This is a genomic window from Pectobacterium carotovorum, from assembly GCF_033898505.1.
GTDB classification, from domain to species: Bacteria; Pseudomonadota; Gammaproteobacteria; order Enterobacterales; family Enterobacteriaceae; genus Pectobacterium; species Pectobacterium carotovorum_J.
The window spans coordinates 99,378-116,008 of sequence record NZ_JAXAFK010000005.1 but is presented as its reverse complement, the minus strand read 5'-3'; the positions used below and the strand labels follow the sequence as shown (position 1 = coordinate 116,008).

Below are 16,631 nucleotides of genomic sequence, written 5' to 3'. Positions count from 1 at the left end.
CGCTTAAAGGCTTTCGCCATCCAACACGGTAAAACCGACATCGACCATGCCCTGCGCCACTGGCTCGCCCCGTAGACGAGCCAGCAAATGCTCGGTGCCAACGCGCCCCATGTGCTCACGCGGCGTCAGTACGCTAGCCAGCTTCGGCACCATCGCCTGACCAATGTCGTGTCCGTGGAAACCCGCTACGCCAATATCTTGCGGCACGCGCAATCCCTGACGCTGGCATTCAAACATTGCGCCGACGGCTAAATCGTCATTGGTGCAAAATACGCTATCGACCTGCGGGTATTCCGCCTGCGTCTGCCGCAGCAGTTCGCCACCGAGCGAATAGGAAGATGCCCGTTCGCTCATCACGCAATAGCTCTTGAGCTCGCTTTCCCACATCGCTTGTTCATAGCCCCGGCAGCGCATAATCGTACGCTCATCCTGCCGCGCCCCGAGATAAACGATATGACGGTGCCCCAGCGCAACCATACGCAGCGTCATCTGGCGGGCCGCTTCAACGTTATCGAACCCAACAGCCATATCCAGGCAGGGCGAAACAGAATCCATCAGTTCCACCACCGGAATGCCAGCGACGTCCAGCATCTGGCGCGTTCGCGGCGTGTGGGTGCGTTCGGCCAGAATAAGCCCATCGATGTGATACGACAGCAGTGAGGTCAGACGCTGTTCTTCTCTGTCAGGATGATAGCCATAGTGCGCCAGCATGGTCTGGTAACCGTGCGCTTCCGCCGTGCGTTCAATACCACGCAATACCTCAGCGAAAACCTGATTGGTTAATGACGGCAACAGCACCCCAATCGCCCGACTGGTGGAGCTGGCGAGCATGTTCGGCGCGAGATTGGGAATATAGCCCAGCTCATCCAATGCAATAGCGATCTTTTCCTGCAACGCGGCTGACACCTGCGTAGGATTACGCAAATAGCGGCTTACCGTCATTTTGGTAATTCCAACACGGTCAGCAACGTCCTGGAGAACGGGTCTTTTTTTCTTCATCGTCGACTAAAATGCCTGAAAAACAGTAATCTAAGTCTAACAAAAAAAACGTCAGGAAAGTAAAGGCTGAGGGGCAGAATCTGAAAGATGAAATCAGGTCGTGACAAATAAAAAGCCCGCGTCCTTTCCTACGTGGGCTTCTTCACTTTTCTCACTCGCCGTTATACTGGCGGCAGATCAAACAGCAGAATTTCGCTGTCCTCGCTGGCGTGTACGGAGATCGCCGTTTCGTCCCAGACTGCGAACGCATCGCTGGCTTCCGCCTTCTGACCGTTAATTTCTACCGTACCGCGCACCACCTGAACCCAGACGCGACGGTCAGCCTGAATCTGATACACCGATTGCTCCTGCGCTTTCAGCGCCCAGCGCCACAGCGTCATGTCCTGAAAGACTTTCAGCGAGCCTTCACGCGCATCCGGAGACAGCACCAGCTGACGCCCTTGCTGCACATCAAAGCGCTTCTGCTCGTAGCGCGGCGTCAGCCCGGTTTTTTCCGGGATAATCCAGATTTGATACAGATGCAGCTGTTCGTCTTTGCTGGCATTGTATTCAGAGTGACGAATGCCCGTGCCTGCACTCATAATCTGGAATTCACCCGCCGGCACCTGCTCTTTATTTCCCATGCTGTCCTGATGTTCAACCGCACCGGACAATACATAGGTCAGAATTTCCATATCTTTATGCGGGTGTGTGCCAAAGCCCTGACCGCCTTCGATAACGTCTTCATTAATGACGCGCAGTGCCGAAAATCCCATGAAATCAGGATCGTAATAATCGGCAAATGAGAACGTGTGCCAGCTGTCGAGCCAGCCGTGATTCGCATGTCCGCGATCTTGCGCTTGACGTAAATAGATCATGTTATTTCCTCACGCGTTTTTGATAAGGAAAGTGTAACGGGCGGTGGCAAATAAGATAGCGCAAAAAACTCATCGCTCTGTTCGAAAAATCAGAACAGGATGCCGCGTTGAGAAATGAAGGAACCGGAGGTTAGCTCCGGCTCCGTATTCAGTGATTACTTAACAACACCTAACTCTATCGGATTGGGATATAACATGGTCCACCGACCGTTATCATTATTAACGCCTGTTCCGGTCGCTGAAATTTGATAGGTATCAGGATCCATAATGACATAGCGACGAGTAGACAGAGACAGCAGCGTCCCATTGCCATTGCCAGAATCGGTATAAATAAAGGATTCGCTGTCGGTCACATTGCTGGCAGATGCCAATAAATGCCCTTCTGCGGAGACAGAAATATATTTTCCGGTCTGTATCGAACGAAAAGCGAATCTATTTTGCGTCAGGTAAATTGCCTGAATCCCGCTGGTTACAGATGGATTGACCCCATTGACGATAATGGGCGTTGATTCGCCGGTAACCGTGGCCAGTGTCCCGGTATTATCCTGATTTCTCGATTTGCTGACAGATTGCAGGACGATAGACATAGGGCTTGAGACGGAAGCCTCCGTGGCATTAATAAGCCCTTCATACGAGGGATGATCAAAATAGAATTTGCCTATCGGCATGCGACTGATGACGTCTTTCGTGTAAGACAGCTTAGTATCAGACACGCCAGCAGCGGTAAATAAGCTGAAAATTCCCCGATATATTGGCCTGAATTCTCCGCGAAAGCGCGGGGATATCGTTAAACCCGGCGTCCATGAGTTCCCTTTTCCCATATCCGCAAGCGTATAACCTTTGCCAGGAATCGGCGTATAAGGAACCGTATATCCCAGATTGTATTTCGCGGTATATTCCGCTGCCTTAACAAGCGGATAGCTATTATTCGGGTAGCTCACCATATCTGCACCGCTTGTATGATATTGACGCTGGTTATAGCCAATCTGCGCCGCCATCACCAATAAGCCTAATCCCCCTTGCGCATGCGCCTGATCGCGGCCACTCTCCTGCAATTGGCCATTATCATTTTGTACATAATGGATAACCGAGCCGTTGCCCTCGCCCTGCTTAAAATAAGTTACGGCATTATTATATATTTCAGAATCGCTCAGCCAGACGCCTAAGCTCAGGTTAAATACTGTATCAGCAGCGTCCCAATTGCCATTGGCCCAGCCGCCATTAACCTGACCATAGGTACGGGTCAATGGGTAAAATACGTCGGTCATCATTTTACTAAATTGCGCAATATCAGCCGACGTCCAGCCACTTCCGGTGTAACGCAGAATTTCAGCCGCATTAAGCAATTTATAGCCATAAAGGCTGGCAGCAAGCTGCGCGTCGTTGCCTTTAATTGCCGTTAATGTCGTGGACCAGCCGTTAAGAATTTTTATCGCCGCATTAGAATAAGCAGGGTTCTTTGTCATCGCCCATTCAATCGCCAGCGACAATGCGGCTGAAGCACTATTCTGTAACTCGCCGTTTCCCACGTTGCCATTCGTAGGATCGTTTCGGTATACCACCGCTTTTGGGGTGACCGAATACGTGGAGCTCGCCAAAGAGTGAGATTGCAATAGCTGCCAATCCGTATACCAAGGGTCTTGCTTATTATTGACTCCCGCCTTCATTCGCTCCAGATCGGCCTGCGTATACAGCATACCTGGGTGCAGGAACGCTTTATCATTGGTCGCTGCATGGCTAACTTTCAGCCCGCAAAAAAACAGACTCAGCAACGTTATTATTAAGAAAAATGTACTCTTTTTCTTACTCAAGAAGCTATCCATAAACGGTTTCCTTTTCGTCGATTGATATCAGATTACAGAAATCACGGAGTAATAGTGATAGCGATTCTATAATCAGATTTTGCAGGTATTGTCTTTTGTACTGCCAACATTGATGTCCCCACATTATTCTTTTGTCGGCTATCGGCAGGTGTTGTCGATAACACGCGAAATTCAGCAGAATCATCATGCTTGATCACCCTGATAGCCTTGCCATCTTTGGTCAATAGTGCAGTGTTGCCATTAATATTGATCTCAGCCGTTGTCACCATCGCCCAGCGGTATATTTTTTGGTTGTAGGTTCCCTGTATTGAATCGCTTATGGTTATTTTCTTTCCATCTACTCGATATGTTCTGGTTATTTTTTCCGCGACATGAGGATAGGCAGGCGTTAACTCAAGCATTGCAGTTGATTGCTTTTCATCCCACATTAATGTCGCCACACCGTCAGGACTCTGATTTTCCCCATCAAAAGTTAGGGTGTTATGGCTCAATGCAGACACGCGGAAATACGACGGCCGCACAGCACCATCAAAATAACCGGGGAGATTGTAATAATCTTTACCGAGATCGTTAGCCCAGCGAATGCCGTCATATTCCAGAACAAAAGAACCAAGATCCTGATGGGCATGATTCGCTTTATTGTCACCAGACTTAATACCTAACCAGACGTTTCCCTCATCTGAAAATCGCTTTTTATAAATAAAAAGTGCCGAGGGTCCATGAAACAAAAATTTATCTTGTGTCGTTGCGCGACTGACATTAACCGCTTGTGGATACCACAGCGCAAATAACGGCAGAAAGCGATCGAATTCTCCCCACGCTTTCCCTGCCGCCGAGCGCGACAGCGCTTTCTGCATTTGCCCTCTGGCAGCATTAATAATCAGGTCTTGTTTATAGCGATTGCCAAACCATGCGTAAGCTGGGGTATAGCCCTGATCTTCTACCGCATCACCATAGTTAAAACCCTCACCCGAGAAACCTTCTATAGCAAAACGATACCAGGGCGTTTTTTCCAGAACCGTATCAGACGATAAACCATAATCCTGACCAAACGCGCTGTTCAGCATTTCCTGCGCGAGAATGCGATAGGTTATCCCGTAGCTCCAGTAAATAGGGCCTTCGGCGCTTGCACCGTCAGGTTTATAGGCATCCAGCCCCATTTTCAGCGAAGGGATAATCGTGTTGAGCAACGCCTGTGCCTGTTCGGGGTAATGTTCAGCCGTCGCGAGAACGGCGGCGAGTACCCCACCGTTACAGACCTCATTCCAGTTGGTTGCCCACCACGGAAAACCCAAGCTGGAGGCCGCGGGATTTTTTTCAGCATAAGCCTTTAATCCCCAGTTAATGCCTTTCTCAAGCAACGCTTCCCGAATTTTCTTTTCTTCTTCGTAGGAGAGTTGGCTAAAAAGCCAGTCATAGCCGATAGCAATAGCAAACATCATTTCGCCCGCATCAAGAAAGCGGGATTTCGCATTCCAGTCAGGGAAATCGGCAACCGCAATCATGGTTTCTTTGGCTTTGTTAGCGAAACGCATGTCGCCAGTGATCTGCCACGAAAAGGCATTATCTAAGATAATCTTTATGGCCTTGCGTGAGGTATCCAGTAATGAAGGTGATGCATCATTTCCGGTCAATTTATAATGAATGACGGGTTCTTTAAGGCTTTCCTCCGCCCTTCTGACGACTTCATCAACCAGTTTTTTCATTCCTTCATCGCTTTTAGCCTGCGCTTTGATGCTTTTTATATCCTCTTCATTCATCAATAATCTTGGATGATCTTTTTTTAAATTTTTAATGACTGTGTCGCGAGTAAATATATTGATGGCGTTAAATTCATGAGCTTCAGGAACAGCTGCCTGCGCAGGATTGATCATAAAAATGGAGGTAATCATTATAGCCAGAGAGGTTCTATTCATGATTCGCATATCTTCCTGTGTATTTTATTATCCGACAGGAATAAGCAAGGCTGATGCCAGAAGAGAAAAGCTTTTACTTTCAAAAAACTAAAATAGAGTGTTCAAAAATAAATGCGTCCGTTATTAGTGTCTACGGATACTCAGACGCTAAGCGATACATAGCTCACAAAATAATCATAGCTACGCTTAATTATCGCCTTTGACATCATGTAGTGCGGCCATCTTTTAACGATATCATCGACACTACTTTTTCATTATTTCCCACTCCCGTGAAAAATAGTGGAGAAATGTGCACAGCCTCACAATCCTATTTTCCCCACGCAGGCCTTTCATTTCCTCCCACACCTAAACCGATACGGGAGAGGGTTTACATCGAAAGCGGGTTGAAGACGCGAGCGAGGCGTCCCTGCCCTTGCACCGTTACCTGCGCGTGATTCGCAGGGATAAAACAGGATTCGCCCGATTTCAGCTTAAGCTGTTCACCACCGCTCTGTAGTCGCGCGTCCCCCTCAATACAGAAAACTATCGCAGCACTGTCCTGTTTAAGGCTCTGAGACTCAGAGCTAAGGTGATGCACAGAAAAAGCGAAGTCATCAACGGGAATAGGGAAACTCAGCGTATGGTCAGTGATTTCCGGTATCGTCAATAATCGATCAGCAGGAGAAGACTCGAAGCGAACATTCGCGACCAGTTCAGGAATATCGATATATTTAGGCGTCAGCCCAGCCCGGAGCACATTGTCCGAATTGGCCATCACTTCCAATGCCACGCCGTTCAAATAAGCATGGGGCGTTTCCGCATACAAAAACATCGCCTCACCCGGTTTTAGCGTTATCACATTCAGCAGCAAAGGCGAAAAGAGGCCGTTATCTGACGGGTAGACATGCGCAATAGCGCGGATCGTATCCCAAGGTTCACCGGTTTGCTCGGTCAGCACTTTCCGCAGTGTCTCCAACGCCTGTGCTTTCCTTTCCTCTGTCATATCCAATAGCGCGGTAAACAGACAAGCCAAACCTACAGTATCAGGCTGCTGCAAGAACGCTGCGATGGCAGGGTGAGCATCGCGCACAAGCTCTACCAATGCAGCGATCTCCGGTAGCGGCCTGAAACCATTGATGGCTTGAAACGGCGTCAATGCAAAGACCAATTCAGGTTTATGGTTGGCATCTTTATAGTTTCGTTCCGCCACATCAAGCGGGATACCAGCCGCATTTTCCCGGGCAAAGCCCTGCTCCGCCGCGGTTTTGCCAGGATGCACCTGAATGGAAAGCGGTTGTTCCGCACACAGCACTTTGAACAGGAAAGGCAGTTCGCCAAAGCGGTGCGCGACCTGATGGCCTAAACGGCCGGACAAATCCTGAGCAAGCCAGTCATGCAGGCTAACGACATCATTATTTTCATCCACAATCCGGGAACTACTTTTAGGATGCGCGCCCATCCAAAGCTCAGCCATCGGGAGTTGGTCTTTATTGTCGAGACCGTACAACGCGGTGAGCGCACTTTTGCTACCCCATGCGTAATACTGAATGGAGTTACACATTTTTTTCATACTGACGCCTTTTGATGGAACAGGATTTTCCGTAGGAAAGCATGAGAAGCGGTCGCACTATCAACGTGCGCTTTCGTTTGACATAACATAGCGTTGCAGCGCAACAGCCACGCCTTCCTGGTCATTATTGGTCGTTACCCAATCCGCAATCGCTTTAATCTTTGGCACCGCATTACCCATCGCGATCCCCGTACCGGCGAACGCTAACATCTCTCTATCGTTTTCCTCATCGCCTATCGCCAGAATCGCCTCTGGAGGAATCGCGAGATGGGCAGCCAGTGCCTGACAGGCCGCGCCTTTGTTAACGCCGCGCTGCATGACTTCAAAATAGTTGGGTTCGCTGCGCACGAAATAATAGCGGCGGGAAAGAGAGGGGGAGATGCGCGCGGTAAGGGTATCAATCGTGGTTCGTCCCTCAATAAACATCATTTTTGGCGTCTGCCGCCGGGAATGGGTTTCCCAGCCTGAGGGCAGGCTGACCACTGGCATACGGCAATACCGCAAGGCACCCGCGTCTGGCGGAACAGGCCTGCTGGCGACCAGTTGCTGTCCATCAATTTGATAGCACTCCAAATTCAGGCTGCGACCAAACTGTGTCAGCCTCAGAATATCGTCATGTTGCAAAACATGGGCGCTGATGATGGCCGAGTTTTCCTGACTCCAGGTCAATGCCCCGTTGCAGGCGATAGCCCAGCAGCGATCGCCGTCTAACGCTAACTCCACCATGATTTGCAACACGCTGGGCAGCGTTCTTCCTGAAACCAGCGCCACATGGAGCCCTCTATCGAGCGCTTCTCGCAGTATCTCGCGTGTCGCTGGCGTCACTGCTTTTTGTGACGTCAGCAACGTGCCATCCAGATCGATAGCTAGCAATTTAAATCTCATTGCCTCTTCCTGTTCATTCTCTTTCTTGACGCGAACGAGAACGCGGCATATCAACGCCGCGCTCCGCCTGACGACAATAAGAAACGCCTCCCTCGAATGAGGGAGGGGAGATTTAGATGATGCCAACGCCCGCCGCAGCGAAGCCTAAAACAATTAACAGGATAAGCACCCGATTAGGACTGACTTTCTTCTGGAGCAGCTTGAAACACCCCAATACCAGCAGCAGCGGAATGAGGCCGACGCATATCTTGTCGAGGATCTCCTGCAAGACAAAAGGCTGTCCGGCGATGGTGGTTTTATAGGTCGCGGTAAACTTCACCATACTGGCGCTCATCGCGCCGACCATCATCAAGCCCATAATCGACGAGGCTTTGGTAATACAGCCCAATAGGCCTGACTGGGTCGCCTCCGCAATATATTTTGACCCCAGCCGATATCCCATCACTCCGCCATAGTAGCGAACCAGATAGCTTGGAATGTTGTAGACCAGCAAGAAGAGCAAGGGGCCGAGCGGGTTACCCTGAGAAGCAAGCCCGATGGCAATCCCCGTCGCAATGATGCGCAACACACCGTAGAAGAAAGAGTCCCCCACTCCCGCAAACGGCCCCATCAGGGCGACTTTGATGCCGTTGATACTGGATTTATCAAAGTCAGGGTTACTGGCGTTCTCTTTTTCCATCGACAGCGTCAACCCCATAATGAAGGGAGCCAAGTGCTGGTTAGTGTTAAAGAACTGGCTATTACGCTTTAACGCATCAAGATAGCGATGCGGATCCGGGTAGATTTTTTTCAGCATCGGAGCCAACGCCCAGCCGTAGCTCAGCCCTTCCATACGGGTGAAATTCATCGACCCCAGTAGCTGAAACTGGCGGAAGAACAGCTGACGAAACAGTTTTTTCTCACTCTTATCATCGTTGTATGCGCCGCCATGCTTTGTGTCGCTGGCAGAGTTTGTTTGGATATCAGTCATTGAAGAACCCATCCTTATCGTCTACAGAAGCCGCAGGAGCAGCAGCAGTATTCTGTTTGTTGGCTTTGAGCTGGTTGAACTCGTTAAAACACAGGTAAACAGCCATAGAGGCGGCAATAATCGCGATCCCCATAATCGGCAGCTTTAAGTAGGCCGCCATGGCGAAACCGATAAAGAAGAACGCGGCGATATTACGGTTCCACAACGCCTGGAGCAGAATGGCGAAGCCCAGAGCAGGAAGCATGCCGCCCACCGCGGTCATACCGCGCATGACAGTACCGGGGATGCTTTCCACCAAACTCCGGATGACATCCGTGCCATACAGCACGCCAAAGAACGCGATCACCGCAAACGGTACGCCGTAGAACAGGGTCATCCCCAGCGTCATACCGAGCGCCGCACGATCCCTGCCCTTTTCAAGTAGGGCGTCATATTTCTCGACCAAACCGGTATAAACCAGTTTCTCAACCTGATAGACAAAAACCGCCAGCAGACTAATCGGTAATGCCAGCGCCACGGCAACGGCAGGCTCTGCGTTCGTTAAAATAGTAAAGGCGGTAGCCAGCACCGAACCGACCGCAAGATCGGCAGGCACCGAGCCACCGATGGTAATGGTGCCAAGGAAAATGAGCTCCAACGCAGCACCGATAATAATCCCTTGCTGGAAGTCGCCCAGCACGAACCCGACCATCGCGCCACACACCAGCGGACGTTCAATCAATGGTTGCCCCAGCGTATGGTCGGCAAATTTGGCGATATACATCACCAAAGCAATAAGAAGCGCTGTTGTTAACATGGTGACCTCGCTTAATGGGCGTTATCCAGCATTTCAATCAGGTTTTTTATTGGATGTGAGGGTAAGACCTGATACTCCACCGCAACGCCACGTTCAGCAATCGCATGAAAATCAGCCACATCCTCCGGAGTGACATAAACGGTGTCGCTGATTCTCGTTTTGGCCGCCAGGTTGTCGGTAATACGTCCGTAGTTCGCAACGTTTAACGTTTTTATCGCAGGAACCTGTTCAATCAGGCGTCGGGCATCGGCAGCGTTATTAATGATGATCAGAATTTTCATGCTGTCAGAGCGGGCGTCATTCAGTACATCAACAGCATCAGCCACCGTCATAATGGCGCATTTGGCCGTATCTGGAGCGGCCATACGTAATGACATCTTTTGTACGTCGTTATTCACAATCTGATCGTTCGCAACCAGAATGCGATTAACACCAAGGTGTTTTGTCCAGACTACGGCGACCTGTCCGTGAATCAGACGATCGTCAATACGAATAAGAGAAATCATGGTGTTACTCCTGTTATTAGAATTTACCAGTAGGGGGTCCAGATTCGGGTAAGGCGAACCAGGGCTTCGAACCAAAAGTAATCGCCCCAAAGATTGGGCTCGTTAATCCCCATGTTGCGACCAAAGTTATAAACACCTTCGCGCAGCAACCCATCGGAGTGATGGGCAAAGTAGTGCTGGCGCAAATTCTGCGCGATCTGCGTGATAGCATGGTGATAGGCGGGGCGCAGCGGATCGGTAATCGGCAACTGCTTGAGCAGCTCCGCCATCCCACACACCGCAATAGCCGCCGCAGAGGTGTCACGAAACGCGTTGTCCTGCGGCGTGAAGATGAGATCCCAATAGCAGACGTAATCTTCCGGCAGCCGGTTGAGAAAATAATGAGTCAGCTTGCGGGACAGCTCAGGAAGCTCGCCATCGCCGGTATAGTTGAACCCCAGCGCAAAGCCATAAATACCCCAAGCCTGTCCACGCGCCCAGCAGGAGTCATTGCTAAACCCTTGATGGGTATCGCCATGCAGCGGTCGGCCAGTGTGGATATCCATATAAAACGTATGGAAGGTTGACGCATCGTCTCTGACCAGATGGCGCGCAGCCAACGCGAGATGGCGCTGCGCAGCCTGCCGATAATGTGCCTTTCCCGTTTCGTTAGCGGCCCAGAACAAGAGAGGAACGTTCAGGTTGCAATCAATAATCATGCGCCCCTGACGTGCCGGATCGCTAAGATCGCCCCACGCCTGGATCACTCCCGCGGTTTCGTTATAGCGCTGATAAAGCAGTTCAGCAGCACGTAACGCGAGTGAACGGGCACGTTCGTTACCCGTGAGGCGCCACGCATTCACGCAGGACAACAGATACAAGAATCCTAAATCGTGGGTATCGACCTTGATTCTGTTATCCAGACGCGTTTCAAAGCTATCCAGCAACCCCTCTGCCACCTGACGGTATTTATCGTCCCCGGTCACTTCCCAGGCCAGCCACAACATGCCGGTCCAGAATCCCTCCGTCCAATCGACCTTTTCGACAGCCGGATAGCGACCCTCTCTGGCGCTGGCGGCAGGAAACGTGTGGCTAAAACGTGGCAACATCTCATCCACTTTTTTCAGGACATCCTGAATGGCATCGTTGAGCCACGCCTGAGAAAGCGGTGGCTGATGTGCCTCATAGCGGGCATTCAAAGGTTCAAGAACGATCGTCATTGCGGCAGCTCCGTAGTAAAAAAATCATCGGAGCCGCCCTGCTCGGTATTAAAGCTCGCTTCACGCGCTGCCTGAAGCTCTGGGACGGTATTCATATATTGCATGCCGTCTACCGCCATCGTAATGGCCTCGTGCACCCGCACAGCGGTATCGTTGTTTTCAGACAGGCAAAATTCCATCAGCATGATTAGATTTGCACCGCTGATAACGTGCATATGCGGATATTTCACCATCAATTGCACGGCAGTATTATTGACGCTTCCACCTTGCATATCGGTGAAAATAACCAGTTCATTGCCACGTCGCGCCGATTCCTGTGCAATCTCACTGAAACGCTCGGCCAATTCAGCCGTAGAGCCAATATCGCCACAATAGGCGCAAATAGGTTGAATCGCATGATCCTCGCCAATCAGTAAATTCAGGGCGGATACCGTCCCTTCGGCGTATCTGCCATGACTGGCGATATAAACTTCTCGCATAATGCGTTCCTTAAATTTATTTACGGCAACTGACAGCATTAATGCACTTACCATGCCATCTCTATATTCATTTGTTTTTATTGAGTTTTATTATCGCTATTAGACGCTAAAAATACTGTCCAGATTGGTATGCAGCGATGTGTCGAAACACTGTGCCGCCGTATTTACGTCAGCACAGAATTATCTACAAAAAAATTGAGAAGCGACGGGCACACATGATGTCATTGATCATCAATAACCAATAAGAAACGATAAAACAGAGAAATGAAAAATTCGCATTTCACGCCTTTCCCGTAATTTCATAATTAAGCGGCACACCATGAATCCAGCGTTGAAATTCCTCAACCACGCAGTCTGCCAGTCGCCGTGTTTCATTATTGAGTGCGCCGGCAATATGGCTGGTCAGCAACACATTCGGCATGTCATAAAGCGGTGAGCCTGGCAATGGCGGTTCGGGTTTCGTCACATCCAACAGCGCCGTTAAATCTGTACGTTCGCTGAATACGTCAATGAGATCTTTTTCATTAACCTGTAATCCTCGTCCTGTGTTAATGAATACCGCGCCGGGGCTCATAAGCCGAAACAAATCGCCATTCAGCACGCCAATATTATCGGGGCGGTTAGGAAGGTGATTACTGACAACAAAGGATGTGCTAAATGCCGCTTCCAAAGAGATAGTCCGTCTTTCCTGCCGCGAAGGGATAGTCACCACCTCCAGCGCAAAAGGCATCAGTAACTCAGCCAGCACCTGAGATATAGCTCCGGCACCAATCAACGCAATGCGCTCACCGTAAATTCCCGGAGCAGGATAATCAGCCGTAATAGAATGAAAATCTTCAGGACGATTATAGTTACGCAGATTATGGAAATAGCCTTTACATGCCAAAAGGATTTGTGCCAGACAGAATTCCGCGACAGGAACAGCATTGGCTCTCCAGGCGCTAACTATTTTTATTCCCCGGGAAATAAAAGGGGCGGAGAAATAGCCCGTTGCTCCTGCGGCATAAAAAATAATTTTCAACTTCGGTAATTGGTCTAGCTGCGCCTCGCTTAGCGTCAACATTCCCCAGGTAGAAAAAATGACTTCCACGTTTTTCAGTGCAGGCAATTCTTGCTCAAAATTCAGAGGGGTAATCACGTTGGGATGCAAATGGCACAATGATGATAATTTTTCCCTAACTGACGAGGTGTATATCTGATCAAATTTTTCAGGCTGGCAGGTGAAACCTGCGGCGTAATACGACATAACCTATCCCCACTGGAGTGATGAAAAGAAGACGGTTTGGTTAATACTGGTCACTTAAGCCTGTTATTAGGGGAAACACAGGGGAGGTTCCCGCAGGGACGACTCACCCCTGTGTTTCCCCCGTGTATCTCGATGCTTAAACGATCGGCATTAGACGGTTTGGCTTCTTCTTTGTTATTGCGACAACTTCCGCATCAAGGCTGCTTGATGACGATCGCTGACGTGCTTCTTGCTTAAACAAGAAAGCAATAACTATGCCGTCGAATTATCCATCTGTTTTTATTTGGTTTTATTCGTTTATTAGACGCTGAAAAAGACTGTCTAGTGCGGCATATCACCGAGTGTCGAAAGGTAGTACGAGCCGATTAACCAGCCCCCGATCATGACAACGCGGGGTCTGAGGAAATCCAGGGTTCCATGATTTCATAAATCATCAGCACTTCTGTCAGTGGAACGACAATATGATATTTACGATTAAGTACCTGGAAAAAGGTATCGTGAACCTCGACAAACGCCAGCTGCTCTGCCGTCAGTTCTGAATCATCACGATGGCACATTCCTGTATTGACCATAACCCGCTCAATCATCAGTGCAATGTGCATAAACAGATTAATACGCAAATAGCTTTCGAAATGAATTTTATAGAAAAACTCATACTGCTTAATGACTGCTTCAACTTCATCGATAATAATAACCGGATTAAGAAAATTAAGACGGCCAGCAACACCTTCTACCGTAAATAATTTAACCACTTCATCAATCATCGGTTCCATTCCACCGGGAACAAGCAGATCGGTAAAATAATCCCGATGCAGAATGTCAAATTTCTCTTTTATCAATTGCTCCACGCTAATAATGGGGATATAACCCGCATCGAGATCGGTCGTGGTGATGACAAGGCGCGTACCATTTAATGCCGGATCGGCCTGTGATAATTTATATTTCAAATCATCATATTCCATTGTAACAATATCTATTGTGTCAGAGGCCAGATAACGGAATACAATATCTTTTAATTTTCTGGAAATGCCTTCTCCAGATATACATGAAATAATAATTTTATTGCCGGGAAGCATACCTGCATAGTAGCGAGTTTCAACCTCATAAGCACCTTTTACGCTGTCGATGATCTCTTCCATTGGCAACCGATGCTGAATTTTAGAGGCAATATCCAGCGCCATCGCGGTACTGACATTATTAATCACGAGCAGCTCACCATGAAGATGCAATTTTATTTCTTCATAGATTTCCTTCAGCGATCCCATATCGACCAATATAATCAGCCCTGCACGCTGCTTAATACTATCCAGGTGAGCGATCAACATATCGATAATTTCACGTGTCGACGTCGAATTGGGCATATCAAACGCTTTAAAGTAGTATCCCCCGGTTAATTGGTTAGCAACGCCAGCAATGCTGGAAGCCGTCGAGCGACCGTGGGAGACAATAACGCCCTGAATCAGGTCATCTTCACCGGATAATTTGTTCATGGCGCAGCTCAGCAGCGGCATAAGCAAAGGATAATCGGTGTTTGTCACCTGTTTTTTCAGCAAGGATACACATTCAAGCGCCAGCAATCTGGCTTTCGAAGAAACGTAATCGGTGATAGAGGAAAGTTCATTGATATGTTGCTCTTCCCACGTATTGCTCATAGCGTAATGCAGGCAAAGCCAGACCGTTTTTCGATAATCCGCGTTGCATTCGATACCCGTTTGATTCTCCAGCTCATTGATGGCTCGCATCGTGTTTTGCCAGATATAACCACAATAGAGTTCATCTTGCTGAACAGTGCAATTAAGCGTGGTGAGCAGGTGTTCAAGTTTCCGGTTTAATAATAAGGTATTCCCGCTGTGGCAAAACTCCTTGAATATCACGTCATCTCGCATCGCTTTTGGCAACAGAGAGGATACATCGAGGGAGGTAGAAAATTTTCGCGCGGAGAATACCAACGTTTCCCCATTCATTTGACCGGACTGAGGAGACTGCAATGCAATATATTCTGAGTGCTGACTTTCATTCCATGCACTGGCACACATCACCCTGATCTGATTTTTCAATTCGCCAATATTGCCCCGAACAGGAGACGCCACCAACTGGTGCATCAACAGACTATCCATATGAATATCACAGTTCAGATCGCGTGCCTCACGCCGTAAAAAATACTCTACTTGAGCAACGCGTTCTGTTAGCGGGCGGGAAATAAAGTTCGGTAATGCGATACGAACGGGAATCCTTCGGCGAAAAGTATTCAGCAACACGGTATCGACATTTTCCGTCGTGGCAAAAATAAAACGGATCGCCGCCGATTGGCGGGTTCGGTTATCCCCTAAGCGATAAAAATAGCCTTTATCCATAAATAAAAAGAGTTTTTCCTGATTCTCCGCAGATAAGCGATGCACTTCATCAAGAAACAGGAAGCTGCCGTCAGCGTCATCAAAGGCGCCTTTTTTATCCCGATCGGCACCGGTAAATGCCCCTTTGATATAGCCAAACAGCGTAGCGGAAAGCAGTTCAGGATTATTGGCATAGTCGGCACAGTTGAGCTCTACCAGCGGTTTATCCAAGGCAACAATGCCGCGATCCTGCGCATAGCGATGGATCATTGCCGCCAAATGGCTTTTCCCGACGCCACTCTCGCCAGAGATCAGTATCGGCAACCCACGACCAGGGTAATTCACTGCGGCGCGGCAAGAAGAGATGGTTTTCTCCAGACTCCCTCCTGCGCCAATCAGTTCGCTAAAAACATCGTCATGCTTTGGTGGTACGCTGATCTCTGGTTCGGTTTTCAGATGTCGGGTTTCAACATAAAAACGGACAGGACGGGTATTTTTCTTATAGAGCTTACCCTCGTCACACAGGCGATTAAGGTAATGGCTGATAACGCTACGGCTCACCTGAATAAAATCCGCACAATCCAGCGCCGTAAATCCATGCGCATTGCTGGCATAGTGCGTGATGATACTTTGGAACAGTTTATCTTTCGCTGACAAAGCCATGAGCGGATTCCACCGTGGTGAGCAGGATAGTGTCCATCCTTTTTTAGACACTAGACACTAAAAATTCATTGAACACTAGCGACTATCGGCTCTCTAAAGAGAAAATGAAACACCGTTTTTACTTTGTTGTGATCGCCTTCGCATCCTTCATGCTGCTGGGTGGAAACGTATCTCAGGCATGAGATATCCAGCGCAACGCGTCGGTTAAACAGCAGTAAATGGCTTATGGCAGCGGAAAGGAAAGAGACTTTCAGAAGATCTTAAACGGAGTGCTCTGGGAGCGTTCGATAGGCAAAAAAAAAAGCCAGCACCCGAGCTGGCTAAATAATACTGGAAGCAATGTGAGCAATGTCGTGCCTTCACAGGGAAGCCGGATCGTCATGAACACTATCAATAACTAACACAGGCGC

The 16,631-nt window shown here is 48.9% G+C and carries 13 protein-coding genes; all 13 read right to left on the bottom strand.

Annotated elements, in window-relative coordinates:
* Nucleotides 1-3: 3 nt before the first annotated feature.
* Nucleotides 4-999, bottom strand: a complete 996-nt coding sequence (gene gntR, locus R9X49_RS18920) for a gluconate operon transcriptional repressor GntR (RefSeq protein WP_319849887.1) — start codon at nt 997-999, stop codon at nt 4-6.
* A 161-nt stretch (nt 1,000-1,160) separates the two neighbouring features.
* Nucleotides 1,161-1,856, bottom strand: a complete 696-nt coding sequence (locus R9X49_RS18915; protein ID WP_039311591.1) for a pirin family protein — start codon at nt 1,854-1,856, stop codon at nt 1,161-1,163.
* A 155-nt stretch (nt 1,857-2,011) separates the two neighbouring features.
* Nucleotides 2,012-3,679: an alginate lyase family protein gene (locus R9X49_RS18910; RefSeq protein ID WP_319849885.1), complete on the bottom strand. Its 1,668-nt coding sequence runs from the start codon at nt 3,677-3,679 to the stop codon at nt 2,012-2,014.
* A 41-nt stretch (nt 3,680-3,720) separates the two neighbouring features.
* Nucleotides 3,721-5,595, bottom strand: coding sequence for a heparinase II/III family protein (locus R9X49_RS18905; RefSeq protein ID WP_319849884.1), 1,875 nt, complete (start codon nt 5,593-5,595; stop codon nt 3,721-3,723).
* A gap of 367 nt (nt 5,596-5,962) precedes the next feature.
* The gene (gene manA / locus R9X49_RS18900; RefSeq protein ID WP_319849883.1) at nt 5,963-7,144 is read right to left on the bottom strand and encodes a mannose-6-phosphate isomerase; all 1,182 of its coding nucleotides are present in this window, start codon (nt 7,142-7,144) and stop codon (nt 5,963-5,965) included.
* A 60-nt stretch (nt 7,145-7,204) separates the two neighbouring features.
* A complete protein-coding gene (locus tag R9X49_RS18895; RefSeq protein WP_319849882.1) occupies nt 7,205-8,029 on the bottom strand; it encodes a Cof-type HAD-IIB family hydrolase in 825 nt (274 codons plus the stop codon).
* A 112-nt stretch (nt 8,030-8,141) separates the two neighbouring features.
* Complete coding sequence (locus tag R9X49_RS18890) at nt 8,142-8,999, bottom strand: PTS system mannose/fructose/sorbose family transporter subunit IID (RefSeq protein WP_319849881.1); 858 nt, start codon at nt 8,997-8,999, stop codon at nt 8,142-8,144.
* Nucleotides 8,992-9,795 (bottom strand): PTS sugar transporter subunit IIC, encoded by an 804-nt coding sequence (locus R9X49_RS18885; protein WP_319849880.1) that lies wholly within the window; start codon nt 9,793-9,795, stop codon nt 8,992-8,994. Before R9X49_RS18885 ends, R9X49_RS18890 begins: the two co-directional genes overlap by 8 nt.
* A gap of 11 nt (nt 9,796-9,806) precedes the next feature.
* Nucleotides 9,807-10,301, bottom strand: a complete 495-nt coding sequence (locus tag R9X49_RS18880) for a PTS system mannose/fructose/N-acetylgalactosamine-transporter subunit IIB (protein WP_261846324.1) — start codon at nt 10,299-10,301, stop codon at nt 9,807-9,809.
* A gap of 23 nt (nt 10,302-10,324) precedes the next feature.
* On the bottom strand, nt 10,325-11,500 hold the full coding sequence (locus tag R9X49_RS18875; RefSeq protein ID WP_319849879.1) for a glycoside hydrolase family 88 protein: 1,176 nt from the start codon (nt 11,498-11,500) through the stop codon (nt 10,325-10,327).
* Nucleotides 11,497-11,979 carry a PTS fructose transporter subunit IIA gene (locus tag R9X49_RS18870; protein WP_319849878.1) on the bottom strand — a complete coding sequence of 161 codons (483 nt, stop codon included), beginning with the start codon at nt 11,977-11,979 and terminating at the stop codon, nt 11,497-11,499. Before R9X49_RS18870 ends, R9X49_RS18875 begins: the two co-directional genes overlap by 4 nt.
* Nucleotides 11,980-12,259: 280 nt before the next feature.
* Nucleotides 12,260-13,117: a hydroxyacid dehydrogenase gene (locus tag R9X49_RS18865; RefSeq protein ID WP_319849877.1), complete on the bottom strand. Its 858-nt coding sequence runs from the start codon at nt 13,115-13,117 to the stop codon at nt 12,260-12,262.
* A gap of 488 nt (nt 13,118-13,605) precedes the next feature.
* The gene (locus R9X49_RS18860) at nt 13,606-16,221 is read right to left on the bottom strand and encodes a sigma 54-interacting transcriptional regulator (RefSeq protein ID WP_319849876.1); all 2,616 of its coding nucleotides are present in this window, start codon (nt 16,219-16,221) and stop codon (nt 13,606-13,608) included.
* Between the last annotated feature and the right edge of the window lie 410 nt (nt 16,222-16,631).

What these genes read in the sequence shown, in the direction of transcription:
- gntR (WP_319849887.1), bottom strand. Translation starts at nt 999, where the DNA reads ATGAAGAAAAAAAGACCCGTTCTCCAGGACGTTGCTGACCGTGTTGGA.
- R9X49_RS18915 (WP_039311591.1), bottom strand. Translation starts at nt 1,856, where the DNA reads ATGATCTATTTACGTCAAGCGCAAGATCGCGGACATGCGAATCACGGC.
- R9X49_RS18910 (WP_319849885.1), bottom strand. Translation starts at nt 3,679, where the DNA reads ATGGATAGCTTCTTGAGTAAGAAAAAGAGTACATTTTTCTTAATAATA.
- R9X49_RS18905 (WP_319849884.1), bottom strand. Translation starts at nt 5,595, where the DNA reads ATGAATAGAACCTCTCTGGCTATAATGATTACCTCCATTTTTATGATC.
- manA (WP_319849883.1), bottom strand. Translation starts at nt 7,144, where the DNA reads ATGAAAAAAATGTGTAACTCCATTCAGTATTACGCATGGGGTAGCAAA.
- R9X49_RS18895 (WP_319849882.1), bottom strand. Translation starts at nt 8,029, where the DNA reads ATGAGATTTAAATTGCTAGCTATCGATCTGGATGGCACGTTGCTGACG.
- R9X49_RS18890 (WP_319849881.1), bottom strand. Translation starts at nt 8,999, where the DNA reads ATGACTGATATCCAAACAAACTCTGCCAGCGACACAAAGCATGGCGGC.
- R9X49_RS18885 (WP_319849880.1), bottom strand. Translation starts at nt 9,795, where the DNA reads ATGTTAACAACAGCGCTTCTTATTGCTTTGGTGATGTATATCGCCAAA.
- R9X49_RS18880 (WP_261846324.1), bottom strand. Translation starts at nt 10,301, where the DNA reads ATGATTTCTCTTATTCGTATTGACGATCGTCTGATTCACGGACAGGTC.
- R9X49_RS18875 (WP_319849879.1), bottom strand. Translation starts at nt 11,500, where the DNA reads ATGACGATCGTTCTTGAACCTTTGAATGCCCGCTATGAGGCACATCAG.
- R9X49_RS18870 (WP_319849878.1), bottom strand. Translation starts at nt 11,979, where the DNA reads ATGCGAGAAGTTTATATCGCCAGTCATGGCAGATACGCCGAAGGGACG.
- R9X49_RS18860 (WP_319849876.1), bottom strand. Translation starts at nt 16,221, where the DNA reads ATGGCTTTGTCAGCGAAAGATAAACTGTTCCAAAGTATCATCACGCAC.